A 22298-nucleotide genomic window follows, 5' to 3' on the forward strand; every position below is an offset into this window, starting at 1 on the left:
AACTGAGCCTGGCTGAACTGAGCCTGACTGATCCGCGCCCGGCTGATCCGCGCCCGGCCGACCTCGGGGTGGGGTCGGCGGGTGTGGTCTCAGGCCTCGGCGCCGACGGGTTCGGCAGCGGCCTCTGCGCGTCGGGTCCTGCGCTCGAGCCGGACGACGTGGATGAGCAGGGAGATCCACCCGAGTGCGAGCGCAGCGAGGATCGTCGAGACCACGGGGGTCGACGCACCGAGGGCCAGGGAGATCGTCCGAGCATTCGTGAGGATGATGATGCCGCCTGCGGCGATCGCGAGGACCTTGGCCGGGAGGATCTTCACGAGCCACGCCGCGAAGGGTGCGGCGATGATGCCGCCGACGAGCAGAGCGCCCGCGATCGACCACTCGATGCCCTGGGAGCCGAGGGCGAAGAGGAAGCCGAGCGACCCGCCGACGGCGACGACGAATTCGCTCGTGTCGATCGAGCCGACGACCTTGCGGGGCTCGAGGCGTCCCGAGGACAGGAGAGTCGTCGTGCCGACCGGGCCCCAGCCTCCGCCGCCGATCGCGTCGAGTGCGCCGCCGACGAGCCCGATGGGAACGAGCAGACCCTTGCCGGGGCGGCCCTTGAACGTCGGGCGGGCGCCGCCGAGGGCGAGGAAGCGCCAGATGACGTAGACGCCGAGAGCGAGCAGCAGACCGGAGATCCACGGGGTGGCGGCGTCGCCGTTGAGTCCGGCGAGGAACGTCGCGCCGGCGAAGGCGCCGACGAAGCCGGGGACGGCGAGGATGAGGACGGTGCGCCAGTCGACGTTGCCGAACTTGTGGTGGGAGATGCCGGAGACGAGCGAGGTGCCGATCTCGGAGAAGTGCACGGCCGCCGAGGCGGTCGCCGGGGCGATGCCGGTGGCCAGCAGCAGGGTCGTCGACGTCACGCCGTACGCCATGCCGAGGGATCCGTCGATGAGCTGGGCGATGAGCCCGACGATGCCTAAGACGATGAGCTGCCTCATGGTGGCCGCCTTTCCGTTGTGCGAAGCTGAGTGAGATTGTTGAGCAGTTTCACGTGCCTCCCACACAATACTCATTAAGTTGAGTGAATTACTACACTATGAACTTCTGTGACGGGGTGAGGCGGCAGACGAAGCGGGTGAGTGAGTCGCAGATGCGTGTGACGGGGCGAACTGCGGTGCGCACCGCGGGGCGAGCTGCAGTGCGCACCGCGAGGCTAACAGCGCTGCGCACCGCGCGTGCTCGCGGCGCGGTGTGGGGCGGGTGACGGCAAGGCGCCGGTTCTGCGCCGCATCCATGGCGATCCCCGTGTTCTGCGCCAGGTCCATGGTGAAATTCGCGTCCAGATCACCATGAATCCGGCGCGCAGTCGCCATGAACGCGGCGCACATTGCTCAACTATCGACGCGCCCCGCGACTCGGCGATGCGACGCAGACGACTCTCCGCGCCGCGTGCGACCTGAAGTCGGTGCCAGTCCCGGTGCCACCCAAGGCGCAGAGACTTCCGGACGCAGAGTGTCGATTTCGGACTCGATCATCGACACTCTGCGTCCGGAGAACGACGACGCGGGCACTGGAGGCGTCGGGTCGGGGCGTAACTGTCGGTTCACCGTGTATGTGCCGTGCCACTGCGTCGGTGGTTGGGGTGGTTGGGGGTGCAGCGCCGTGCTGCGACAGGATTCTCCCCGCTCAGCACGCTGTCCCACCCGCGCAACTGGAGGATCAAGCCCCTCAGCCGGAGAATCGACCCGCGCAGCCGGAGGATCGAGCCCCTCAGCCGGAGAATCGACCCGCGCAGCGGAGGCCCGCGCGGATCCCTCAGCCCGAGGCCCGCGCGGATCCCTCAGCCCGAGGCCTGCGAGGCCTGCGAGGACTGCGGGGCGTGGGCCTGCTCGGTCACTCGGAGGACGTCGAGGTCGACCTGCCCGTCGATGCCCGCGACGTTCGCGAAGTAGTGGACCTGCCACATCGTCCACTCGCCGCCGGGCCGGACGAAGAAGTTCGTCACCCACTGCGGGCGGTCGGCCAGCGTCCCGATCGAGTAGTCGGAGGTGAAGGAGCCGCGCGCATAGACGAGGAGCTCCCGGCCCCACGCGTCCTCGACGATCCGCCGAAAGTCCTCGAGTTCGGCGTCGACCTCGTGCTGCGGGGGCCGCTCCTCACAGGCGCCGATGAGTTCGAGGTCGATCGCCGGCGCCAGCGCCTCGGGTTCGGGTGGGGCGGCGGCGAGGAAGTTCTCGGCCTGCTCGGCACCGGGGGAGCAGAGGGTGAAGAAGTGATAGGCGCCGCGGCGCACGCCGGCGGTCGCGGAATCCGTCCAGTTCGCTGTGAATCGGGGGTCGACGTAGTCGTTGCCCTCCGTGGCCTTGATCATCGCCGCGGCGATGTCGTCGGAGGCGACTGCCCTCCAGTCGATGACGCCCTGGTGGTTGGAGACGTCGATCGCGTGGACCTCCCCGGGCTCGAGCGCGGGCCGGGTGTTCGGCACCCACGCGAACCACCAGACGGCCACCGCGAGGACAGCGACGACGACGGCGATCGCCGTGAGAGGAAGCGGTCGGCGCCAGCGCGGGGCGCGGTCTCGGCGGGGTGCGGTCACACGACCAAATCTACCCGGCGGCCCCCTCCACCTCGCGGACGATCGGCAGCTCGCACGTCGTCGGCGCGTGCTGCCGGTACCCGGAGAGGAATTCGCCGAGGCGGTCGATCGACTCGGTGAGGACGTCGACCGACGGCAGCGTGACGAGACGGAAGTGATCGGGCCGCGACCAGTTGAAAGCGGTGCCGTGCGAGACGAGGATCTTCTGCTCGCGCAGCAGGTCGAGAGCGAATTGCTCGTCGTCGGTGATCCCGAACCTCTCGGTGTCGAGCTTCGCGAAGAGATAGAGCGCCCCGTCGGCGCGTTCGGCGCTGACACCGTCGATCGAGTTGAGGCCCTCATGGGCGACGGTCATCTGCTCGCCGAGGCGGCCGGTCGGCAGGACGAGATCCTCGATCGACTGCTTGCCGCCGAGTGCCGCCTGAATCGCGTGCTGGGCGGGCACGTTCGCGCACATCCGCATGTTCGCGAGCAGGGTGATGCCCTCGATGTAGCTCTTCGCCTCGGACAGCGGTCCGGTGATCGCGAGCCACCCCGCCCGGTAGCCGGCGATCCGGTAGGCCTTCGACAGCCCCGAGTAGGTCAGGCACAGCACATCGTCGCCGGTCAGGGTCGCCATGTTGACCATCTCGACGCCGTTGTAGGTGATCTTCTCGTAGATCTCGTCGGCGAAGACGATGAGGTGGTGACGGCGGGCGATGTCGGCGATCGCGGCCAGCGTCTCCCGCGGGTAGACCGCACCGGTGGGGTTGTTCGGGTTGATGACGACGATGCCGCGGGTGCGCTCGGTGATCTTCGACTCGAGATCCTCGAGGTCGGGCAGCCAGCCGTTCTCGTCGTCGCACAGGTAGTGCTTCGGGGTGCCGCCGGACAGCGCCACCGAGGCGGTCCACAGCGGGTAGTCGGGACTGGGCACGAGGATCTCGTCGCCGGGATTGCACAGGGCCTGCAGAGAGAGCGTGATGAGCTCGCTCACCCCGTTGCCGAGGAAGACCTCCCGCGTGCCGAGGTTCGTGATCCCCTTCGACTCGTAGTGCTGGACGACGGCTCGCCGCCCGGAGAGGATGCCCCGCGACTCCGAGTACCCCTGCGCGACGGGCAGGTGGCCGACGATGTCCTGGACGATCGTCTCAGGCGCTTCGAAGCCGAACGGTGCAGGGTTGCCGATGTTGAGCTTGAGGATCGTGTGTCCCGCGGCCTCCATCGCCTCTGCCTCTTCGAGGACAGGACCCCGAATGTCATAGAGGACATTGGCCAGCTTCGACGACTGCCTGAACATGTGTGCCTTTCTCCAGCGACTTCTGCCACTTCCACGCTAGGGCCCGGACCTGAGTGCTCCCGACCAGACAGAGGCGCGTTTCGAACACCTTTGTCCGCGCCGACGGACCGAAGTGCAGACCTTTGGGCAGCCGCTCGCGCTGTCTGAGCCGACCCCGCGTCCCGGCTCCCGGCAGGCGACTAAGCTGAGTATCGTGTCCGATCCTGCACCGCGCCGCCGCGGCCGTCCGCCGAAGTCCTCGCGCGGCGACGCTCGCCAGGCGATCGCGAAGGCCGCGGCCGACGAGTTCTCCGACCGCGGGTACGATGCGACGTCGATGCGCGGCATCGCCCGCCGTGCCGGAGTCGATCCGGCGCTCGTCCACCACTACTTCGAGTCGAAGGCGGCCCTCTTCGCCGAGGCGGTGCGACTGCCCGTGCGCCTCGACCGGATCGTCCGGCGCGCGCTCGACGCCCCGCTCGACCGCCTCGGCGAATCGATCGCCAGCACGGTGCTCACCGCCTGGGAGGACCCGAGGATCAGGCCGATCGGCATCACCCTGCTCAAATCCGTCATCGGCGGGTCCGCGGCCGGCAGCCTGCTGCGGCAGTTCATGGTCCGGGAGCTCGGGTCGGCGATCACCGGCAAGCTCACCGCGGAGGGCATCGAATCCGCCGAGGCGGAGCTGCGGTCCTCGCTCGTGCTCAGTCAGATGGCCGGCGTGCTCATCATCCGCCACGTCGTCGCCCTCGAACCGCTCGCCTCGGCGCCGCTGCCGGAGGTCATCGCCCGGACCTCGCTGTCCGTGCAGCGGCACATCGACGGGAACACGCAGGTCAGCGACCCGGACCCGGGCGACGACCGTCCCCGCGACTGACCCTCCCCCGGCCGTCCGGCAAGCAGGGCGCCGTCGCGGAAGGCATCTCGCGCTCGCCCGATCCCGTCGATTCCGGAGAGATTCCCCTTGACGCCTCCGTCGAAGAGGCGTCTAATTCATCGTATGATGAATAATGTCATCGAGACCCGCGGCCTCACGGTCCGGCGCGGACGCACCACGGTCCTCGACCGGCTCGATCTCGACGTGCCGAGCGGCGCGATCGTCGGACTGCTCGGGCCCAGCGGCAGCGGCAAGACGACGCTCATGCGCGCGATCGTCGGCATGCAGATCACCCGCGGCGGCACCGTCACCGTGCTCGGTCGGCCCGCCGGGACGCGGGCGCTGCGCCACCGGGTGGGCTACATGACCCAGCAGGCGAGCATCTACGACGACCTCACCGTCGAGCAGAACCTCCGCTACTTCGCGCGGATCGTCGGCGCTCCGGCCGCGGATGCCGCCCGCGTCATCGAGCGCACGGGCCTGACCGGGCAGACGCGTCAGCTGGCGCGCACGCTCTCGGGCGGGCAGGCCAACCGCGTCTCCCTCGCCGCGGCGATGCTCGGCACCCCCGACCTCCTCATCCTCGACGAACCGACCGTCGGCCTCGACCCCGTCCTCCGCGCCGACCTCTGGGACATCTTCCGCCGGCTCGTCGACGACGGGGCGACGATCCTCGTCTCGAGCCACGTCATGGACGAGGCGACCCGGTGCGATCGGCTCCTCCTCATGCGCGACGGCCGCATCATCGCCGACACCACCCCACCCGAGCTCCTCGACGCGACGGGAGCGGAGACCGCCGAGGACGCCTTCCTCACGATCATCGAACGCGATCGCACGGGAGGCCACCGCCTCCTCGGCGCAGGTCCGGACGGAGGCACGCGATGACTGCCCGGCGCACGCTCGCCACCGCCGGTCGCGTCCTCCTCCAGATCGGCCACGACCCGCGCACGATCGCGCTCCTCCTCGTCGTGCCGAGCCTCCTCATCGGCCTCGTCGCGTGGATCTTCGACGAGACCGAGGTCTTCGCCGACATCGGCCCGGCGATGCTCGCGCTCTTCCCGTTCATCGTCATGTTCCTCGTCACGAGCATCTCCACCCTGCGCGAGCGTCGCAGCGGGACGCTGGAACGGCTGCTGTCGATGCCGCTCGGCAAAGGCGACTTCATCCTCGGCTACACACTCGCGTTCGGACTGCTCGCGATCGTGCAGACGGCGATCGCCGGAACCTACGCGATCTGGGTGTGCGGACTCGAGATCGAGGGGTCGATGGTCCTGCTCTTCGTCGTCGCGATCGCCGATGCCCTCCTCGGCACCGCGCTCGGCCTGCTGGCCAGTGCCTTCGCGCGCACCGAGTTCCAGGTCGTCCAGTTCATGCCCGTGCTCGTCTTCCCGCAGATCCTCCTCGGCGGGATCTTCCTCGCCCGGGATCGGCTGCCCGAGGTGCTCGAGACGATCGGCGACTGGCTGCCGCTGTCGCACGCGATCGACGCGCTCACCGCCGTCGCCACGGGTTCCGAGGACGCCGACTGGGTGTGGCTGCGGATCCTCTTCATCGGCTGCTGGATCGTCGGTGCGATCATCGTCGGCTCGCTCACGCTGCGCCGCCGGACCCCGTAAGCGCACAACTCCGCAGCGGTGTGCTCAGCAGGCGCTGACTCCGCAGCTGCGCGCTCAGGCCCGTTTGCGGTCGGAGGCGAGCATCCCGAAGACGAGAGTGTCCGTCCATTCGCCCTTCGACCACCAGTCGCTGCGCAGGTGGGCTTCGCGTGTCATGCCGATGCGCTCGGCCAGCTTCGCCGAGGCGGTGTTCCGGGCATCCATCTGCGCAACGACCCGGCGCAGCTGCGCGTCGTCGAAGGCATGGTTGAGCACGGCGAGCGCCGCCTCGGAGGCGAAGCCGTGGCCGCCGGCGGCAGGGTTGAGCACCCAGCCGATCTCCGCCTTCGTCTCGTCCGCGGAGTCGAGCCAGATCGCGATGTCGCCGATGACGGTCGAGCCCGCGAAATCCTCATGATCGTCGTCGGTCTCGATGACGAGGGCGAGTGCCTTCGCCTCCCCGCCCAGCCCCGTGCGGGGGATCCGCTTGCCGATCTCGGTCCGCGCCACCTCGGCGGTCCAGGGGTCGCAGAGAAGGAACCGCGAGACGTCCTCGCGCGCGTAGATCGGCAGCAGCGCCTCGGCGTCGGAGGGCCGGTAGGTGCGCAGGCGCAGCCGTGCGGTGCGGACGGTGAGCGCAGGGTCGGTCATGTCGTCTACCGAACCACGCCGCCACCCCCGGGTCAAGGTGCGCACTGGGGGCGCCGCGGGGCGGGAACGCGAACGGCACGGTCGTCGACCCTCAGCACGGTGGGGAACCCGTGCCGCTGGCCGATGACCGTGCCGCCTGCAGAGGCGTGAGCCGAATCAGCTCAGGCCGGACTCGGCGCCAGTGCTGCTCGCGTCAGCGCGGCCCGCTGCTCAGATGTTGATGAGCTTGCGGCGCTGGGCGTAGCGGACGAGGGCGGTGCCGCCGATGATCGCCGCGACGCCGAAGAAGATCGCCGCACCGATCTCGACACCGGTGCGCGGGAGGGTGCCTCCGCCCTTGCCGGCGAGTCCGGGGCCCTGGTCGCCGCCGGAGGAGCCGTTGCCCTCACCGCCGCCCGAGCCGCTGTTGCCACCACCGGCGCCACCGGCGCCGTTCTCATCGGAGTTCCCGTTCGACTCATCGCCACCGGCGTCCGCACCGCCGGCATCGGCCGAGCCGTTCGACTCGTCCCCACCGGCGTCCGCGGATCCCTCGGAGGTGCCGCTCGAGTCATCGGAACCGGCGGGGTCGTCACCCGGGTCGCCGGGCACCTCGGCGTCGGGGTCGAGGCCGAGCCCGTCGAGGATCGTGAAGTGCGTGTCCGTCTGGTCGGTGAGTCCGACGACGTTCGCGGCACCGGGGCCGAAGGCGGCGATGCGCACCTGCGAGCCGGTGTGGCTCTGCGAGTTGCCCTCTTCGGCGGTGCCGTACGCGACGGTCATCGGGCTGCCGTCCTTCGTCTCCAGCGTGCGGCTCAGGCCCGGCGTCGTCGATCCCGTCTCGACGATCTGGCTCGTGTGAGCGTGGTCGGCGGTCGTGATGACGAGCGTCTCACCGTCCTGCTTCGCGAAGTCGAGGGCCGCGGTGACGGCCTCGTTGAGGTCGACGGTCTCACCGATCTGACCGCACGGGTTCGCCGCGTGGTTCTGCTTGTCGATGCTCGCGCCCTCGACCTGGAGGAAGAAGCCCTTGTCGTTGTCGAGGAGGTCGACGGCCTTCGTCGTCAGCGCCTCGAGGCTGGGCACGGCGGAGGTGCGCTCGGGGTTGTCGGTGCACTGCGCGGCCGGTTCGCTGCCGCCGGTGCGGGTGGCCAGCGGGCCTTCCCAGCGGACGGGGAAGTTGCCCTCGGAGAAGAGGCCGAGGACGGGGGCGTCCTGGTTCGCCTCGGTCACCGAATCGAGTGAGGATGCGTCGTCGACGAGCTGGTAGCCTCGCTCCTCGGCCTGCTGACGCAGGGTCTTGCCCTCCCAGTCGCCGGCCTTCGCGGTCTGCTCGAAGGAGGCCGAGCCGCCGCCGAGGGTGACATCGGCGCGCGTGTCGAGGATCTGCTCGCTGATCGACCCGAGCCCGCCGTTCTCGAGGGCGGCCTCGGAGCAGTCCTGGCTCGTCTCCTCGGGGCCGTAGCAGCCGCGGGCGGAGATGTGGGAGGCCTGCGCGGCCGGAGTCGCATCCTGGATCTCAGAGGTCGAGACGTTTCCGGTCTTCAGGCCGTTCGCCCGGGCGATCTCGACGAGGGTCTTCTCCGGGGTGCCGTTGCGGTCGATGCCGAGCGCGCCGTTGTACGTCTTCACGCCCGAGGCCCAGCCGGTGGCGCTCGCCGCGGAGTCGGTGACGTAGTTGGGCTTGCCGGTCTCCTGGTCGACCGCGTACGTCGTGTAGCTGCCGGTCAGCGGCAGTTCGTCGATGCCGGAGAAGCGGCCGTTCGCGCCCTCGGCATAGTTGCGGGCGACGGTGATCTCCGAATCGCCCATGCCGTCTCCGATGAGGAGGATCACGTTCTTCGCCCCGGCGTCCTCGATCGATTTCCGGATCGAGTCGGTCATGTCGCCGTCGAGCTGGCGGGCACCGCCGGGTTCGTCGATGCCGGCCGCCGAGGCGGGGGCGGCGACGCCGAAGAGTGCGAGGCTGAGCGCGCCGGTTGCTGCTGCGAGACGCAGAGTTCTCCTGGCCATGGTGTCCTTTCGGATCGTGGTGCGCGATTGCGCGGATCTGCCATTCCAACCTACTCAGGGAACTCGCAGACTGGATTGATCCGGGATGAAGGGCGCGTGAATTGCCCTGTCACATGACCACCATGCGGACGACCGGTCGCACGGTCATGACCGGCCGGACCCATGTGGGGTCCAGTCCGTCACTCGGCCCGATCCGCTCACGCCCGGCCGAGCGCCTGCTTCCACGACACCTTCGGTCCCGACTTCAGGATCGACTGCTCGAAGATCCGGGTGGCCAGCAGCAGGGCGAGCACCGTCGTCAGGGAGAGAATCGCCAGGGACACGAGCGGCTCCCACCAGGCGGTCGTGCCCATGAACACCCGCATCGGGACCGCGACGGCCGCGGAGAACGGAATGTAGCTGAGCACCGCCATGATCGCCTCGTTGTCGGAGAAGAGGACGACGCCCATGTAGGGCAGGAGGATGAGCATCATGATCGGCGTGCTCGTCGACCCGAGGTCCTCCGACCGCGAGACCATCGACGCGGCGGCCGCGTAGAGCGCGGCGATCATGACGAAGCCGACGACGAAGAGGGGGATGAACCACGCGATCGGGTCGGCGAGACGACCGAGGACGAGGTCGTTGCCGCTGATCGCGGCGCCGACGAGCACCGCGACCGCGGTGAGCGCGACCTGCGCGAACGCGAGCACCGAGCACGCGATGACCTTGCCGAACATGATCGCCCGCGCCGAGGTGGAGGCGAGCAGGATCTCGACGATCCGCGACTGCTTCTCCTCGACGACCGATGAGGCGATCGTCATCCCGAACGTCATCGCCGAGGAGAGGAAGATCAGCCCGAGGCCGAGCCCGATGAAGCGCGTGAGCGCCGGATCCGGGGCATTCGGGTCGAGGATGTCGACGGTCGGGGTGAGGCTGAGCGCACCGCTCAGCGACTCGGGCGCCGCCCGCAGGGCGATGATCGTCGTCCCGGTCGGCGAGTCGGCGGAGTCGACGACGGCCGCGGAGACCTCTTCGCTGCGCACGAGCTCCTCGGCCTCCTCGGTGCTGCCGACGACGACCGGTTCGATGCCGTCGATGCCGGCCACGGAATCCGCCGAGGTGACCGCCACCTTGTCCGTCGAGGCGAACAGCGAGGGCAGCGACCCGGAGACGGCGACGACCGTGCCGAAGAGGATGACGCCGAGCAGAGTGGAGACGACGAAGGCCTTCGACCTCAGCCGGACCATGATCTCGCGTTCGATGACGAGGCCGATCGCCGTGGCGAAGCTCGCCCGGGTCGTCGTCACCGGTGTCGAGAGATGAGTTCCGGGAATGGGCTGGTGTGCGCTCATGCCTGCGTGACCTCCTGGAAGAGACGGTTGAGGGGAACGGAATGGGGGGCGAACGCGCGCACGGACGACAGGGCCATCGCCTGCCGGAGGACCGCCTCGGCGGCATCCCCGTCAGGGGCGGAGAACCGCACCCACGTGCCGTCGAACTCGGCGACGGCGATGTCGGGAAGGTCCCGGACCCATGCGAGATCCGCATCGGCCTCGAGGATCCACTCCGGACGGCTGCGCTGACGGCGCAGCTCGTCGGCGGTGCCGGTCGCGACGAGGCGGCCCTGGTTGATGATGACGAGATCGTCGACGAGGCGTTCGACGAGGTCGAGCTGATGACTCGAGAAGAGGACGGGGGCGCCGGTGTCGGCGAAGTCGGTGAGCACGTCGAGGGTGCGTTCGACGGCGATCGGATCGAGACCGGAGAACGGCTCGTCGAGGACGAGCGCGCGGGGGCGGTGGATGAGGGCTGCGGCGATCTGCACCTTCTGCTGGTTGCCGAGGCTGACGGATTCGAGCGTGTCCGTCGGCTTGCCGCCCAGGTCGAGCCGCTCGAGGAGTTCGAGGCCGCGGCGCTTCGCCGAATGCCGGCTGAGGCCGTGGAAGCGGGCGAGGTAGACGAGCTGATCGATGATCGGCATCTTCGGGTAGAGCCCGCGCTCCTCGGGCATGTACCCGATGGTGCTGCGGTCGGCGGCGGTGATCGGCCGGCCGTCGACGGTGATGCGACCGGCATCGGCGGCGAGGACGCCGAGGAGGATCCGCATCGTCGTCGTCTTGCCCGAGCCGTTCGCACCGACGAAACCGGTCATCCGACCGTCGCCGATGGTGAACGAGAGGTCGTGGAGGACCTGCTTGTCGCCGAAGCTGCGTGCGATGTTCTCTAGCGTGATCATGTCTCCACGCTATGCGGGGACACGGTGCCCGCGGCTCAGCCGAACGGGCGAGATCCGCCTCCTGCTGCCGGGGGAACAGTCGCCCTGCGGTGCGGCGAACCGGTCAGTCCCGCGGCTCAGGCGGTTCGGGTTGGGCCTGCTCGATGAGGAGGCAGGCGAGGTTGACGGAGCGGTCGATGTCGACGTCGTCCAACGGCGGGGAGTGGGGGATGAGCGAGCGCATGAGGAACGCGCCGACGAAGGTCTCCATGAGGGCATCGAGGTCGACGGCATCGACGACGATCGCGTCGCGCACGGCCGCGCGGTCGAGGATCTCGGTGAGCACCGCCATCCGCTGCGGGAGGAAGCCCTTGACGAAGGCATCGGCCGCCTCGGCGGGGCCGTCGTGCATGTGAGCGAGCCACGCGGGCATCGCCGCGCGGACGAACGGATCGTTGAAGATCGCCGCCTGCTGGGATTGGAAGGCGCGGAGGTCGCCGGCGAGAGTGCCGGTGGGCTCCGGGGTGTCGAGCGGGTGCCGCCGATCGACGAGGGCGGGGATGAGGTCCGCGACACTGGCGAAGCGGCGATAGAACGCGGGTTTGCTCGTCCCGGCGGCGGCGACGATCGCTGCGATGGTCGCGGAGCCGTAGCCCTGTTCGATGATGATCTGCGCCGCGGCATCGAGGATGCTGAGGTCGATCGAATCGTCGCGTGGCCGACCGGAGAATCGATTGGTGCTGATGTCGATCATCCTTCACATCGGTCGTGCGGTCGCAGAATTCGCTCTGACTGTAGCAGAGGAGAGGGGTGGGGTTGCCGGTTCTTTATCATTCCGTTACGCTACGTAACGAGCGGTGGCATACCATCCGCTCACCCCTCATGAGCAGTGCTCGTGATCCATCCCCAATGGACGTGGAGGCAGCGGCGCTGTGGACAGCAGCGCCCTGCTCCGTCCGTGGGGTGAGGTGCCCTGTCGGAGGAGGCGCCCGTGGGAGAAGCGCCGAGGTGGTCGGGTCGTCGGGGCGGATATCAGTGCGGTCGGATCCTCGGCGCGGTTGCCGGGGCGGTCGGATCCTCAGTGCGGTCGACTGGGCGGGGTCACGTCGTCGGCGCGGACTCCCCGACGCGGACGACACCATTCTCATACGCCCAGATGACAGCGTGCGTGCGGTCGCGGATGCCGAGTTTGGCGAGCAGGTTCGACACGTGCGTCTTCACCGTGGCCTCGCCGAGGTGGAGCTGACCGGCGATCTCGGCATTGCTCAGGCCCGTGGCGAGGAGGCGGAGGACCTCCCGTTCGCGTTCGGTGAGGAGATCGAGCGCGGGCGAGGGCTGCGCGGATGCGGCCGGGGAACTCACCGAGCGTTCGATGACACGGCGCGTGACCTCCGGGGAGAGCAGGCCGTCCCCGCTGGCCAGGGCCTTGACGGCGTCGATGAGCTGTTCGGCCTCGGCGGTCTTGAGGAGGAAGCCGCCGGCTCCTGCGGCGAGCGCTTCGAAGAGGAAGTCGTCGCGATCGAAGGTCGTGAGCATGAGGACGGCGCTGCCGGTGTCGCGCCGGACGATCTCCGCGGTGGCGGCGAGGCCGTCCATCACCGGCATCTGGACGTCCATGCAGATGACGTCGGGTGTGAGCTCGATGGCGCGGTCGATCGCGATCTGCCCGTTCTGGGCTTCGCCGACGACGGCGATCCCGTCCTCGGATTCGAGGATCGTGCGGAAGCCGGTGCGGACCATCGACTGGTCGTCGACGAGGAGGACTCTGATCATGCGTGCCGTGCCTTTGCGCTCGGAGGTGCGGGTGTCCCTGACGGTGCGGTGGATTCCGGGGATGCGTGCGCCGAGGCGGCGCTGCCCGTGGTCTCGGCCGCAGGCATTTGGTCTGCCATCGGTGTCGAAGAATTCACTGGCGTCGCCGTCGATGACGCGGGCTCGGGTGCCGTTGCCGCCGTCGTGGGTGTCGGCTCCGTCTCCGGGCGCGTGTACGGGATGCGGGCGCGGACGAGCCAGCCGCCGCGTGACTTCGGGCCCGCGTCGAGGGTGCCGCCGAGGGCGCTCATCCGCTCGCGCATCCCGACGATGCCGAGCCCCGTGCCGGATGACTGCCCGGCGCGCTCGCCGGTCGGGGAGGAGTCGCTGATCTCGACCTCGAGGTCGCTCGGGCCGTAGCGGAGGCGCACCACCACCTCGGCGCCGGGACCCGCGTAGCGCTTGGAGTTCGTCAGGGATTCCTGGATCACCCGGTAGACCGAGAGCTCGGTGATGGCGGTGAGCGGATGCGGTGTCCCGTACGTCGCGACGTCGAGGTGCTGCCCGCTGCGGCGGGCGTCGGCATAGAGGTCAGTCAGGTCGGCGAGTCCGGGGGTGCCGCTCGTCCGGTTCGCCGCAGCGCTCGCGGAGCTCGTGTCGCGCAGGGTGTAGACGAGGGTGCGGAGTTCGTCGACGGTCTCCCGGGTCGAGGCCTCGATGGTCTGCAGCGACTCCCGGGCGCGGTCGGGGTTCCTCTCCAGACTGCGCCGGGCGGCCGCGGCGTGGATGCCGACTCCCGCGATGTGATGGGCGACGCCGTCGTGGAGCTCGCGGGCGATGCGGACGCGCTCGAGGTCGAGCGCCTGGTCGGCGAGCTGCTGCTCCTGCCGTCGCACCTCGTCGTTGGCGGCGCGGAGTTCGCCGACGAGGTGCCGCTGGGTCCAGGCGCGGTCGCCGAACACCCATGCCCCGCCGAAGAAGAGGAGGTTGATGAGGAACGTGATGCCGGAGTTCGCCGCGTACTGCAGGACGGTGAGCTCACCGAGGCCGGAGAGCTGAACGACGGCAGCGCCGATGATCGAGGCGAAGATCGCGATGCAGAGCAGGAGCCGCGACATGAACGCGGCCTGGCGATTGCTCTGCCAGGCCCCGATCGAATAGACGGCGAGGAAGAGGGTGATCTGCGAGACGCCCGGCTCCATCATTCCCAGGAACTGGGCGGCGATGTAGAGGGCGGAGACCACCCACGCGACGAGGCTCGGATGCGTGCGCCGGAAGACCAGGGGCAGGGGCACGATGAGGGAGGCCAGGCAGGACGCCCACAGGGGAACCTTGAACGGCCAGAAACCGCCGGCGTTGTAGAGGGCGGCGAAGACGGCCGAGCCGATGCCGAGCGCGGCCACGAGGTACCAGTCGCGGGCTCGCGGTCGCCTCTCCGCGGCGGTGATCGGCTCTGCCATTCCTCCAGCTTAGTCAGAGGGAGGTCGCCGGGGACATCCCTCGGAGAGCTGATTCGCCTCCGCCGCACGGGGGAGGAGCAGTGCTCACTCCCGTGAGTCGCGGCGAGAGACGACGAGCCATAGGGCCCCGGCGAGCGGTGGGAGGAAGAACGCGATGCGCACTGCCGGCGGGATCTCGATCTGGGTGACGTTGTAGGCGGCGACTGCGAGCCCGAGGGTCGTCAGCACAGCGGCCGACCACCAGCCGAAGCGCGACCGCTCGAGAGGGCGCACGGCGAGGAAGGCGAGTGCGACGAGCAGTCCGGTGCCGGCGATCGCGAAGAGGTAGGTCAGTGTCAGTGACGACGCCTCCTCGAGGCTGACCCCGGATGAGGTGGGGTATCGGTAGGAGCTGAGAAGTGCGGGGCGGATCTGTCCGGCCGAGACGATCGTCGCAGCGATCGCCGCTGCGCTGGCGATTCCGCCGATGAGCGCGACGGTGCGGGTCCGAGTCATGATGACCTCCGAGGTCGGGAGACATGATTGAGACATTATGTATCAATCGCGTGATGCTAGATTAAAGAGACACTATGTCTCATGTCAAGGAGGATCGCATGCCGCGCGCTCACCGATCGGTCGAGGAGACTCGCACACTGGTCGCCGAGGCGATCGTCGACTACGTCGCCCATCACGGCATCGCGGTGTGGCCCGAGATTCCGATGGAGCGCATCCTCGAATCCGCCGGCGTCTCGCGCGCCTCCGCCTATCGCATCTGGCCGGGCAGATCGGCCTTCGGAACGTTTGCGCTCGAGCAGTGCCTCGCGGGTCATGCGATGGCGACGCTCGATGAGCAGCGGGCGCTCGCCCTTGCTCGCGAGGTGCTCGGTGAGGCACCCACGGGGTCCGCGTCACGGGTCGACAGCGCCGCGCGCTTCATCGCGCGCGCCGCGGAGGAAGAGCTCGATCTGCTGCTGAGCTCGGATCGGTGGCGAGCCTTCGTCCGGTTCCAGGCGGTGGCGCTCGACGCGCCGACGCCCGAGATCCAGGAGCTGCTCGACCGCATCGACACCGAGGATGCGGCCCGGCTCCAAGCGGTCTATGCGTCGGTGGCCGAGGTGTGGGGTCTCGCGCCGGTCATCGCCGGTGGGACCTCAGCGATCGCCGAGGCGGCTCTGCTGCTCGCGCGCAGTGCCGTGGCGAGGATCGTCGCCGGTCGCAGCGAGGAACGGCTGCGGTCGACGTATGCGACCGCTCTGGCGGCGCTGGTCCGCGGCTCCTTCCGCGAAGTCCCGCAGGGCGCGGTCGACCTCGAACGCCTGACGGCGCGCTGAACCACGACAGCGACCGCGGCCTCAGCCCTCAGAGCTCGACGGCGACGACGGGATCGGTCGTCGGCTGCGGGGAGCCGCCTTCGGGTTCGACGGTGATGCCGAAGAGATTGCCTGCGGCGAAGTCGCTGCCGTCGATGTTCTCGGCGTCGCCGACCATGAGGCCCACGCTCTTCGGCCCGTCGTCGCCGATCACCCACATCTGCAGGGATGTGCCTTCGGCCGGGGTGACATCGCGCGACGTCACATGGATGAGCTGTTCGGTCTCGGAGGAGACGACGGTGACCGAACCGCCCGCGGCGAGATCGGCCGTCGTCGTCCTCAGGTCCGGGGCGTCCATGAGCCGCGCCGTCTCATCGAGTCGCTGCTGCGTCTCTGCCAGGGTCGCCTCGAGTTCGTTCTGCCGTTGCTGCATCTGCCAGGCGCTGATGCCGAATCCGCAGACGACGATGAGAGCGGCGGCTGCGGCCGCCCAGGGCAGCCAGCTCCGCTTCCGCCGTCGTGCGGCGAGGTCGATGGGCTCCTCGGCTCGAGACGCCGCGCCGCCGGGCTGAGAGCTGGGGGAGGAATCGGAGTCAGCGGCCGCGGTACGGTCTCCCGCCTCGGCGAACCCGGTGTCCGGTGCCGCATTCTCCTGGGCAAGGTGGTCGGGCAGGGAGAGGATCGCGTTCTTCGTCTCCTCGCTCACGGCTGCCGGAGCGTCGGAGGCGGCCATGAAGGCGGCGGTCTCACCGTAGGCGGCGACTTCGGCCTGGAACTCGGGGTCGGTGTCGGCCAGCGCCTGCGCCTCGACGAGCTCATCGTCGCTCAGTCCGCCCAGCGCCAAGCCGGCGGCCAGGTAGTCACGATCGGCGCTCATCGGCTCGCCTCCAATTCTTCGCGCATCTTCCTCATGCCGTCTCGGATTCTCGATTTGATCGTGCCCAACGGGACCTGGAGAGTCTCGGAGATCTGCGCATGGGTCATTCCCTGATAGAAGGCCATGACGATCGGTCTCGCCTGATCGTCGGGCAGGAGCTTGAGGGCGGCGACGGTGCGGTCGGACTCCGCCCTGTCGATGACGGTCTGCTCGACCTGCTCACCGACCTCGGCCGCGGACCGCAGTCCGTCGGCGACGTCCCGGTCGCGGGAGGACTGGACGCTGCGGACGCAGTCGATGCCGCGTCGCCGTGCCATCGTCACGAGCCATGCCCGCCCGCTGCCGCGCTGCGGATCGAAGCTGCCGGCCCTCGCCCACACTTCGGCGAAGCACTCCTGGAGCACCTCCTCGGCGAGCGATCGGCTCATCACGATCCGCACGATCACCGCCATGAGGATGGTCGACTGCGTGGCGAAGAGCTCTTCGAAGGCGCGACGGTCACCGGCGGCCACCTGGATGAGCAGCTGCCCACAGGGGTCCGTCTGCGCGTGCGCCTCACCGTCTGCCCGCATCGTCCGACCGGGCGGCGATGCCCCGGGATCATGGGAAGTCATGATTACATCATGTCATCCTCGCCGAGGTGGTGCTCACCTCAGGTCGGGTTGTGCGGGGACGACGGTGACCGAGCCAGCGGAACGGGGGGTCGAGGGGAGTGCCGGGATCGCGTGCTGCCGAGAAAGCATGCTGCCAGGGACCGGCCCGAGACCACTCGAGCCAGGCCCCTGGCAGCACGCCGCCTCAGCGGTTCCCGATCACTGCGGGGGCATGAGCACGCTGTCGACCATGTAGACGGTCGCGTTCGCGGTCTTCACGCCGCCGCACACGAGCTTCGCGTCGCCGAACGTGAGGTCGTCGCCGCTGCCGGCGATCGTCACGGTCGAGCCCTCGACGGTCTCCTGGTCACCGGCAACCTCGTCCGGTGAGAGCTGGCCGGGGATGACGTGGTAGGTGAGCACCTTCGTCAGCTCATCGGCGTTGCCCGCCACCGCGTCGAGGTCCTCCTTCGGGATCTTCTCGAAGGCCTCGTTCGTCGGTGCGATCACCGTGAACTCGTCACCGTTGAGAGTGTCGACGAGGTTGACATCGGGGTTGAGCTCGCCCGAGACGGCCGAGGTCAGGGTCGAGAGCATCGGGTTGTTCGAGGCGGCCGTGGCCACCGGGTCCTGGGCCATGCCCTCGACCGAGCCGGCACCGTCGGGGTTCTGCTCGGCGTAGGCCGCGCAGCCGGGTCCGACGAGCTCTTCACCGGCCATGGCCGACGAATCCGAAGCCGGAGCGGAGCTCTCGGAGGATTCGCTCGACTGGGTCTCCGAGCCGCCCGACTCCGTGTCGCCGCCGGAGCTTCCGCAGCCCGACAGTGCGAGGATGCCGATTGCACCGGCCGAGAGGAGGGTGGCAGTGCGAGTGCGCAGTGTTTTCATCGTTCTACTCCTTGTTTCTCCGTTTTCACGGTCGTGCTCTGGTCGACACAGCCTGGTGTGTCCTGCTGTGTTACTGGGGGTTCGCAGCGACTGCGAATCCGGATGGGTGATCGGACGGGTTTTTCTCGTCTTTTTCCAGTTCCTCTTCGCCGGATCCCGTATTCGGAGGCAGAGAACACCGAGGTGACGGGGGAGGAATGCGGGTGCGCAGCGGGACTGCGCGTTCGGGCGAATCCCCGGCACGGCCGGCTCACTCGACGGTGAACTGGATGCGGTGGTGACCGGTCGCGGAGTTCGGGATGGCTTCGCGGCGCTCAGCGGTCTGGACGGTGCCGTCCTTGTCGACGGCGCGCACCGTGACGCTGTGGAGGCCGGACCGGACGTCGTCGAACTCGGCCCGCCACTGCCGCCATGTGTCGACGGTCGCCTCGGCGCCGAGTTCGGCCTCCGTCCAGTCGCCGTTGTCGAGGCGCACCTCGACGCGGTCGATGCCGCGGGTCTGCGCCCAGGCGCTGCCGCCGACGGTGATGGTGCCGGCGGGGAGCTTCGCCAGGGGCCGGGGCACATCGATGCGGGACGCGACGAGGATCGGTGCCTTCGCGTCCCATCCGCGCTGCGTCCAGTACGCCTCCTTCTCGTCGAATCGGGTGACCTCGAGTTCGGTCACCCACTTCGTCGCCGACACGAAGCCGTAGAGACCGGCGACGACGAGTCGGGCGGGGAAGCCGTGCACGGGGGTGAGCGGCTCGCCGTTCATGCCGACGGCGAGCAGCGCGTCCCGGTCATCGAGCATCGCCTCGAGCGGCGTCGACGCGGTGAAACCGTCATGGGAGTGGGAGAGCACCATGTCGGCGTCCGGGCTCGGCCCCGCACGGCGCAGCAGCTCCCGGACGGGGTAGCCCAACCACGTGGCATTGCCGACGAGGTCCCCGCCGACGGGGTTCGAGACGCACGTCAGCGTCGTGTGCTGCTCCTGCAGGGGCAGCGCGAGGAGCTCGTCCATCGTGATCGTCACCTCCTGGTCGACCATCCCGCGGATCGTCAGCGACCAGTCCTGCGGGTCGATCGTCGGTGGGGCGAGGACGGTGTCGATGCGGTAGAAGTCCTTCTGCGCGGTGACGAACGGGCGGATGCCCTCGACGTCGAGGCTCGCCCCCGCGGGGATCGGTCCCGCCGTCCGGGCGGCGCGGGGGAGGACGAGGTTCGCCGCCGAGGCGGCCGCCTCCCTGGTCAGGGCGACAATCGATTGACCCGTCGCCACCCCGACGGCGCCGACGGCCGCCGCGATCCCGGTGAGCGCGAGGAAGCGCCGCCGTGAACCGGCCCGCTGTGCGCGGTCGGCGGGGGAGTCCCGGGTGAGCAGCGGGGTGCGGGCGGCAGGGGTCGATGCCTGTGCCTGTGCTCCCGTGGCTTGTGCCGCCGTGGCTTGTGCGGCCCAGCGCAGGCCGACCCACAGCACTGCGACCCCGGCGACCAGCCCGACGAGGGTGGGGACGACGTCGATGAGCGTCGACCCCGTCCGGGTGAGGACGGCTCCGGCGGGCACGAGGCCGGCGACGATGAACGCGGCCAGCGCCACCCGTGGTCGCGTCCCGCCGAGCCAGCCGATGAGGGCGCCGAGGATGAGGGCGCCGAGCGCGACGGTGGCGACGAGGACGATCTTGTCATTGGCGCCGAAGAGCGCGATGACGGGTTTGATGACGCTCGTCGGGGTGAGCGGGATGATCGCCTGCCCGAGGACGAGCAGCGGCGCCGAGGTCGGCCCGATGAGCCGGGCGACGAGGTCGGCGAGGCCGAAGAGGAAAAGCGTCGCGGCGACGCCGACGAGGATGGAGCGCAGACGGAGTCTCATGTGGGGGATTCGGAGCCGAGGGACCGGCAGATGGTCCGGCCGCGCGTCCGCAATTCGCGAAACGTTCAGCCGGGCGTCTCCCTGCTGTCGTAGCATGGATTGATGACTGAGAATCCCGGATACGCCGAGCCGCAGGCGCGCCCCGCCGACTCGGACGACGAACCCAAAGGCCCCAACGCACCGATCTACACCGCTCGGGTGGAGAACCTCGGCGGCACGTCGGGAGAAGTGCGCGTCGAAGACGGTCCGACTCTCGCCACCGCCCCGACCTCGCACACGGAGCTCGGCAGCAACCCGGAGCAGTTCCTCGCGATGGCGTGGAGCACCTGCCTCGGCGAGACCCTCAAGGTCGTCCTCGCCGTCAACGAGGTCGACGCCCTGTCACGGGTGCGCTGTGAGGTCGACCTCCACAAGGAGAAGTCCGGCGGCTTCTACTTCGTGCCCCGCGCCTTCATCTCCGTCGAGGGAGTCTCCGACGCGGATGCGGAGAAGTACGCCGCCCGCGCCCACGCCCGCTGCCCCATCTCGAAGCTCCTCAAGGGGATGGGCACCCCGGTCGTCGAGATCGAGGACTACAAGAACCCCGACAACTTCCAGCTCAGCTGAGGCACCGCAGCCGGGACAGACGAGCGCATCGCCGCGATGAGCGGGGGCGCACGGTCGCGTGCTACCGGGCGCGCACCTCGGCGACGATGCCGGCGATGGCCTCGGCCGCCTCGGCGGGACGGATGAGCCACCGCAGGTGCGAGGAGTTCAGCGTGATCACCCGGTAGGGATTGTCCGGGGTGAGGGCATCGCCTTCCCGGATGAGGCGGTCCTGCATCGGCAGGGGAATCGACCGATCCTCGCCGAGGCGGATGAACGTCCGCGGAATCGTCCCCCAGGTGCCCGCCTGGGCGCGGTCGTCCGGGCCGCCGGCGTCGAGGTTCTCGTCGGGCTGGAACGTGCCGACGAACGTGAGGAACTCATCGGCCGTGGCGTCGGCGCAGAAGAGGGCCTTGAGCGAGGCGAGCTGTTCGCCGGTGGCGCCGCGGAAGTTGCAGCGCAGCGCACCGAGCTGCCCCGGATCGCCGACGAGGAGGAACGCGAGGACACCGGCATCGACGTCGGACATCTCCGGTTCGGCGTTGTAGGCGGCGGCCTCGAGGTCGACCGGGGCCCACGCCGAGGTGTAGACGAGGTGGTCGACCAGCTCGGGGTGCGCGTTGCCCAGGGCGGTCAGGGCGATTCCGCCTCGGCTGTGGGCGAGGGCGATGACGGGTCCGGTCTCGCGGAGGCGGCCGATCGCCTCGGCGAGGTGGGCGACGTTGTCGGCCAGGCTCACCCCGGCCATCGCACTCGGGGCAGTCGCCAGCGCCCCGAGATCCTGCGGGGGCTGATACCCGTCGGGGATGACGGCGGAGAAGCCGTGGCCCGGCAGGTCGAGCGCGGCCGAGCGGACCCCGCGGGCGGCGAGTTCGGCCTGGAGCGGGGCGAACGTCAGCGAGTTCGCGAACGCGCCGTGGATGAGGACGACAGTGGGTTCGGACATGGTCTCACCCTAGCGGCACACGGTAGTGCACAGGCGGGACGTGGTCTGACGCCAGCGCGGCGGGGGCTCACGCAGGCCGAGTGCGTCGGGGGCGGAATGCGGAGCGTTCGGCCCGCATTACAGTGGGGGCGACAGTGATTGGGAGAGCAGAGGAGAGGTCATGTCATTCACGGAGACCGTGCTGCTGGTGCTCGACCTCCTCGGCACATTCGTCTTCGCGATCTCCGGTGTGCTGCTCGCGGCGCGCCGCGGCTACGACATCACCGGCGGCCTCGTCCTCGGTCTGCTCGCGGGAATCGGCGGCGGCATGATCCGCGACATCCTCCTCGACCGCGTGCCCAATGCGCTCGCCCACCCGATCTACCTCGCCCCGCCGCTGCTCGCGACCCTGCTCATCTACCTCATCGGGCAGCGCACGCTGCGCGCGCGGATCTGGATCATCGTCTTCGACGCCCTCGGCATGGGGCTCTTCAGCCTCACGGGCACGGCGATCGCGCTCGAGGCCGGCGCCCAGGCGCCCGTCGCGCTCCTCATGGGCGCGCTGACCGCGTGCGGTGGCGGACTCCTGCGCGATGTCGTCGCGAACGAGGATCCCGCGATCTTCCGCGGCACCGACCTCTACCTCATTCCCGCCCTCTTCGGTTCGGGGCTGACGATCCTCGCCGATCGGATCGGTCTCCTCGGCGGGGTCACCTCGGTGCTCATCGCGGCCTTCGCCTTCGGGTTCAGGATGCTCGCGTGGAGACTGCAGTGGCGGGTGCCGCAGCCGATGCGGCAGTGGTCGCTGCGCGCCAGGGACGGGCAGTCGCGGCGCAAGCGCCTGCCCGCGGTCTTCCGCCGCCCCGACTGAGCCCGCGGTGGCGGAGGACATGCTGCGGACGGAGGGGCGGTGCCGTTGACCT

General features: G+C 69.5%; 22 protein-coding genes. 6 read left to right on the plus strand and 16 right to left on the minus strand.

Annotation, left to right across the window (positions count from 1 at the left end; all coding sequences use genetic code 11):
- Positions 1-89: 89 nt before the first annotated feature.
- The 3 genes from ACFQ91_RS12485 to ACFQ91_RS12495 all read right to left on the minus strand — a co-directional run bounded on the left by ACFQ91_RS12485 (position 90) and on the right by ACFQ91_RS12495 (position 3866).
- Complete coding sequence (locus tag ACFQ91_RS12485) at positions 90-989, minus strand: sulfite exporter TauE/SafE family protein (protein WP_198500013.1); 900 nt, start codon at positions 987-989, stop codon at positions 90-92.
- 842 nt (positions 990-1831) lie between these two features.
- Positions 1832-2587 (minus strand): GH25 family lysozyme, encoded by a 756-nt coding sequence (locus ACFQ91_RS12490; protein WP_198500012.1) that lies wholly within the window; start codon positions 2585-2587, stop codon positions 1832-1834.
- A 10-nt stretch (positions 2588-2597) separates the two neighbouring features.
- A complete protein-coding gene (locus ACFQ91_RS12495) occupies positions 2598-3866 on the minus strand; it encodes a pyridoxal phosphate-dependent aminotransferase (RefSeq protein WP_198500011.1) in 1269 nt (422 codons plus the stop codon).
- A gap of 193 nt (positions 3867-4059) precedes the next feature.
- On the opposite strand from ACFQ91_RS12495, the gene ACFQ91_RS12500 reads away from it, so the two are divergent.
- From ACFQ91_RS12500 to ACFQ91_RS12510, 3 genes are all read left to right on the plus strand, one after another.
- Positions 4060-4722 carry a TetR family transcriptional regulator gene (locus ACFQ91_RS12500; RefSeq protein WP_198500010.1) on the plus strand — a complete coding sequence of 221 codons (663 nt, stop codon included), beginning with the start codon at positions 4060-4062 and terminating at the stop codon, positions 4720-4722.
- Between the two features lie 123 nt (positions 4723-4845).
- Positions 4846-5607: an ABC transporter ATP-binding protein gene (locus ACFQ91_RS12505; protein WP_198500009.1), complete on the plus strand. Its 762-nt coding sequence runs from the start codon at positions 4846-4848 to the stop codon at positions 5605-5607.
- Positions 5604-6338: an ABC transporter permease gene (locus tag ACFQ91_RS12510; RefSeq protein WP_198500008.1), complete on the plus strand. Its 735-nt coding sequence runs from the start codon at positions 5604-5606 to the stop codon at positions 6336-6338. The genes ACFQ91_RS12505 and ACFQ91_RS12510 overlap by 4 nt, the downstream gene beginning before the upstream one ends.
- Before the next feature lie 54 nt (positions 6339-6392).
- Here ACFQ91_RS12510 and ACFQ91_RS12515 read toward each other — a convergent pair whose 3' ends face one another.
- The 8 genes from ACFQ91_RS12515 to ACFQ91_RS12550 form a co-directional block, all read right to left on the minus strand.
- Positions 6393-6968 carry a GNAT family N-acetyltransferase gene (locus ACFQ91_RS12515; RefSeq protein WP_198500007.1) on the minus strand — a complete coding sequence of 192 codons (576 nt, stop codon included), beginning with the start codon at positions 6966-6968 and terminating at the stop codon, positions 6393-6395.
- A gap of 210 nt (positions 6969-7178) precedes the next feature.
- Positions 7179-8960, minus strand: coding sequence for an alkaline phosphatase (gene phoA / locus ACFQ91_RS12520; RefSeq protein ID WP_198500006.1), 1782 nt, complete (start codon positions 8958-8960; stop codon positions 7179-7181).
- A gap of 197 nt (positions 8961-9157) precedes the next feature.
- The gene (locus tag ACFQ91_RS12525) at positions 9158-10291 is read right to left on the minus strand and encodes an ABC transporter permease (RefSeq protein WP_198500005.1); all 1134 of its coding nucleotides are present in this window, start codon (positions 10289-10291) and stop codon (positions 9158-9160) included.
- Positions 10288-11175 (minus strand): ABC transporter ATP-binding protein, encoded by an 888-nt coding sequence (locus ACFQ91_RS12530; protein ID WP_198500004.1) that lies wholly within the window; start codon positions 11173-11175, stop codon positions 10288-10290. Before ACFQ91_RS12530 ends, ACFQ91_RS12525 begins: the two co-directional genes overlap by 4 nt.
- 103 nt (positions 11176-11278) lie before the next feature.
- Positions 11279-11908 carry a TetR/AcrR family transcriptional regulator gene (locus ACFQ91_RS12535; RefSeq protein ID WP_198500003.1) on the minus strand — a complete coding sequence of 210 codons (630 nt, stop codon included), beginning with the start codon at positions 11906-11908 and terminating at the stop codon, positions 11279-11281.
- A gap of 347 nt (positions 11909-12255) precedes the next feature.
- The gene (locus ACFQ91_RS12540) at positions 12256-12927 is read right to left on the minus strand and encodes a response regulator transcription factor (protein WP_198500002.1); all 672 of its coding nucleotides are present in this window, start codon (positions 12925-12927) and stop codon (positions 12256-12258) included.
- On the minus strand, positions 12924-14366 hold the full coding sequence (locus ACFQ91_RS12545) for a sensor histidine kinase (protein ID WP_198500001.1): 1443 nt from the start codon (positions 14364-14366) through the stop codon (positions 12924-12926). Before ACFQ91_RS12545 ends, ACFQ91_RS12540 begins: the two co-directional genes overlap by 4 nt.
- A gap of 84 nt (positions 14367-14450) precedes the next feature.
- A complete protein-coding gene (locus tag ACFQ91_RS12550; RefSeq protein WP_198500000.1) occupies positions 14451-14861 on the minus strand; it encodes a hypothetical protein in 411 nt (136 codons plus the stop codon).
- Between the two features lie 98 nt (positions 14862-14959).
- On the opposite strand from ACFQ91_RS12550, the gene ACFQ91_RS12555 reads away from it, so the two are divergent.
- Positions 14960-15676 carry a hypothetical protein gene (locus tag ACFQ91_RS12555; RefSeq protein WP_198499999.1) on the plus strand — a complete coding sequence of 239 codons (717 nt, stop codon included), beginning with the start codon at positions 14960-14962 and terminating at the stop codon, positions 15674-15676.
- Between the two features lie 28 nt (positions 15677-15704).
- Here the strand turns inward: ACFQ91_RS12555 and ACFQ91_RS12560 are convergent, their stop codons facing one another.
- From ACFQ91_RS12560 to ACFQ91_RS12575, 4 genes are all read right to left on the minus strand, one after another.
- Positions 15705-16532, minus strand: a complete 828-nt coding sequence (locus ACFQ91_RS12560; RefSeq protein WP_198499998.1) for an anti-sigma factor — start codon at positions 16530-16532, stop codon at positions 15705-15707.
- Entirely contained in the window at positions 16529-17146 is a 618-nt protein-coding gene (locus tag ACFQ91_RS12565; protein ID WP_198499997.1) for a sigma-70 family RNA polymerase sigma factor, read from the minus strand. Before ACFQ91_RS12565 ends, ACFQ91_RS12560 begins: the two co-directional genes overlap by 4 nt.
- Positions 17147-17344: 198 nt before the next feature.
- Complete coding sequence (locus tag ACFQ91_RS12570) at positions 17345-18013, minus strand: fasciclin domain-containing protein (RefSeq protein ID WP_198499996.1); 669 nt, start codon at positions 18011-18013, stop codon at positions 17345-17347.
- 250 nt (positions 18014-18263) lie between these two features.
- Complete coding sequence (locus ACFQ91_RS12575) at positions 18264-19865, minus strand: molybdopterin-dependent oxidoreductase (protein ID WP_198499995.1); 1602 nt, start codon at positions 19863-19865, stop codon at positions 18264-18266.
- A gap of 102 nt (positions 19866-19967) precedes the next feature.
- Here ACFQ91_RS12575 and ACFQ91_RS12580 point away from each other — a divergent pair, with 102 nt between their 5' ends.
- On the plus strand, positions 19968-20471 hold the full coding sequence (locus ACFQ91_RS12580) for an OsmC family protein (RefSeq protein ID WP_198499994.1): 504 nt from the start codon (positions 19968-19970) through the stop codon (positions 20469-20471).
- A gap of 61 nt (positions 20472-20532) precedes the next feature.
- Here ACFQ91_RS12580 and ACFQ91_RS12585 read toward each other — a convergent pair whose 3' ends face one another.
- Positions 20533-21396: an alpha/beta hydrolase gene (locus ACFQ91_RS12585; RefSeq protein WP_198499993.1), complete on the minus strand. Its 864-nt coding sequence runs from the start codon at positions 21394-21396 to the stop codon at positions 20533-20535.
- 160 nt (positions 21397-21556) lie between these two features.
- On the opposite strand from ACFQ91_RS12585, the gene ACFQ91_RS12590 reads away from it, so the two are divergent.
- Positions 21557-22246: a trimeric intracellular cation channel family protein gene (locus tag ACFQ91_RS12590; protein ID WP_198499992.1), complete on the plus strand. Its 690-nt coding sequence runs from the start codon at positions 21557-21559 to the stop codon at positions 22244-22246.
- Positions 22247-22298: the final 52 nt, after the last annotated feature.

Source organism: Brevibacterium sp. NPDC056726 (assembly GCF_042790515.1).
GTDB classification, from domain to species: Bacteria; Actinomycetota; Actinomycetes; order Actinomycetales; family Brevibacteriaceae; genus Brevibacterium; species Brevibacterium sanguinis.

Excerpts from the sequence above, each read along its gene's own strand:
- ACFQ91_RS12485 (WP_198500013.1), bottom strand. The coding sequence starts at position 989 with ATGAGGCAGCTCATCGTCTTAGGCATCGTCGGGCTCATCGCCCAGCTC.
- ACFQ91_RS12495 (WP_198500011.1), bottom strand. The coding sequence starts at position 3,866 with ATGTTCAGGCAGTCGTCGAAGCTGGCCAATGTCCTCTATGACATTCGG.
- ACFQ91_RS12505 (WP_198500009.1), top strand. The coding sequence starts at position 4,846 with ATGATGAATAATGTCATCGAGACCCGCGGCCTCACGGTCCGGCGCGGA.
- ACFQ91_RS12510 (WP_198500008.1), top strand. The coding sequence starts at position 5,604 with ATGACTGCCCGGCGCACGCTCGCCACCGCCGGTCGCGTCCTCCTCCAG.
- ACFQ91_RS12515 (WP_198500007.1), bottom strand. The coding sequence starts at position 6,968 with ATGACCGACCCTGCGCTCACCGTCCGCACCGCACGGCTGCGCCTGCGC.
- phoA (WP_198500006.1), bottom strand. The coding sequence starts at position 8,960 with ATGGCCAGGAGAACTCTGCGTCTCGCAGCAGCAACCGGCGCGCTCAGC.
- ACFQ91_RS12525 (WP_198500005.1), bottom strand. The coding sequence starts at position 10,291 with ATGAGCGCACACCAGCCCATTCCCGGAACTCATCTCTCGACACCGGTG.
- ACFQ91_RS12530 (WP_198500004.1), bottom strand. The coding sequence starts at position 11,175 with ATGATCACGCTAGAGAACATCGCACGCAGCTTCGGCGACAAGCAGGTC.
- ACFQ91_RS12535 (WP_198500003.1), bottom strand. The coding sequence starts at position 11,908 with ATGATCGACATCAGCACCAATCGATTCTCCGGTCGGCCACGCGACGAT.
- ACFQ91_RS12540 (WP_198500002.1), bottom strand. The coding sequence starts at position 12,927 with ATGATCAGAGTCCTCCTCGTCGACGACCAGTCGATGGTCCGCACCGGC.
- ACFQ91_RS12545 (WP_198500001.1), bottom strand. The coding sequence starts at position 14,366 with ATGGCAGAGCCGATCACCGCCGCGGAGAGGCGACCGCGAGCCCGCGAC.
- ACFQ91_RS12550 (WP_198500000.1), bottom strand. The coding sequence starts at position 14,861 with ATGACTCGGACCCGCACCGTCGCGCTCATCGGCGGAATCGCCAGCGCA.
- ACFQ91_RS12555 (WP_198499999.1), top strand. The coding sequence starts at position 14,960 with ATGCCGCGCGCTCACCGATCGGTCGAGGAGACTCGCACACTGGTCGCC.
- ACFQ91_RS12560 (WP_198499998.1), bottom strand. The coding sequence starts at position 16,532 with ATGAGCGCCGATCGTGACTACCTGGCCGCCGGCTTGGCGCTGGGCGGA.
- ACFQ91_RS12565 (WP_198499997.1), bottom strand. The coding sequence starts at position 17,146 with ATGACTTCCCATGATCCCGGGGCATCGCCGCCCGGTCGGACGATGCGG.
- ACFQ91_RS12570 (WP_198499996.1), bottom strand. The coding sequence starts at position 18,013 with ATGAAAACACTGCGCACTCGCACTGCCACCCTCCTCTCGGCCGGTGCA.
- ACFQ91_RS12575 (WP_198499995.1), bottom strand. The coding sequence starts at position 19,865 with ATGAGACTCCGTCTGCGCTCCATCCTCGTCGGCGTCGCCGCGACGCTT.
- ACFQ91_RS12580 (WP_198499994.1), top strand. The coding sequence starts at position 19,968 with ATGACTGAGAATCCCGGATACGCCGAGCCGCAGGCGCGCCCCGCCGAC.
- ACFQ91_RS12585 (WP_198499993.1), bottom strand. The coding sequence starts at position 21,396 with ATGTCCGAACCCACTGTCGTCCTCATCCACGGCGCGTTCGCGAACTCG.
- ACFQ91_RS12590 (WP_198499992.1), top strand. The coding sequence starts at position 21,557 with ATGTCATTCACGGAGACCGTGCTGCTGGTGCTCGACCTCCTCGGCACA.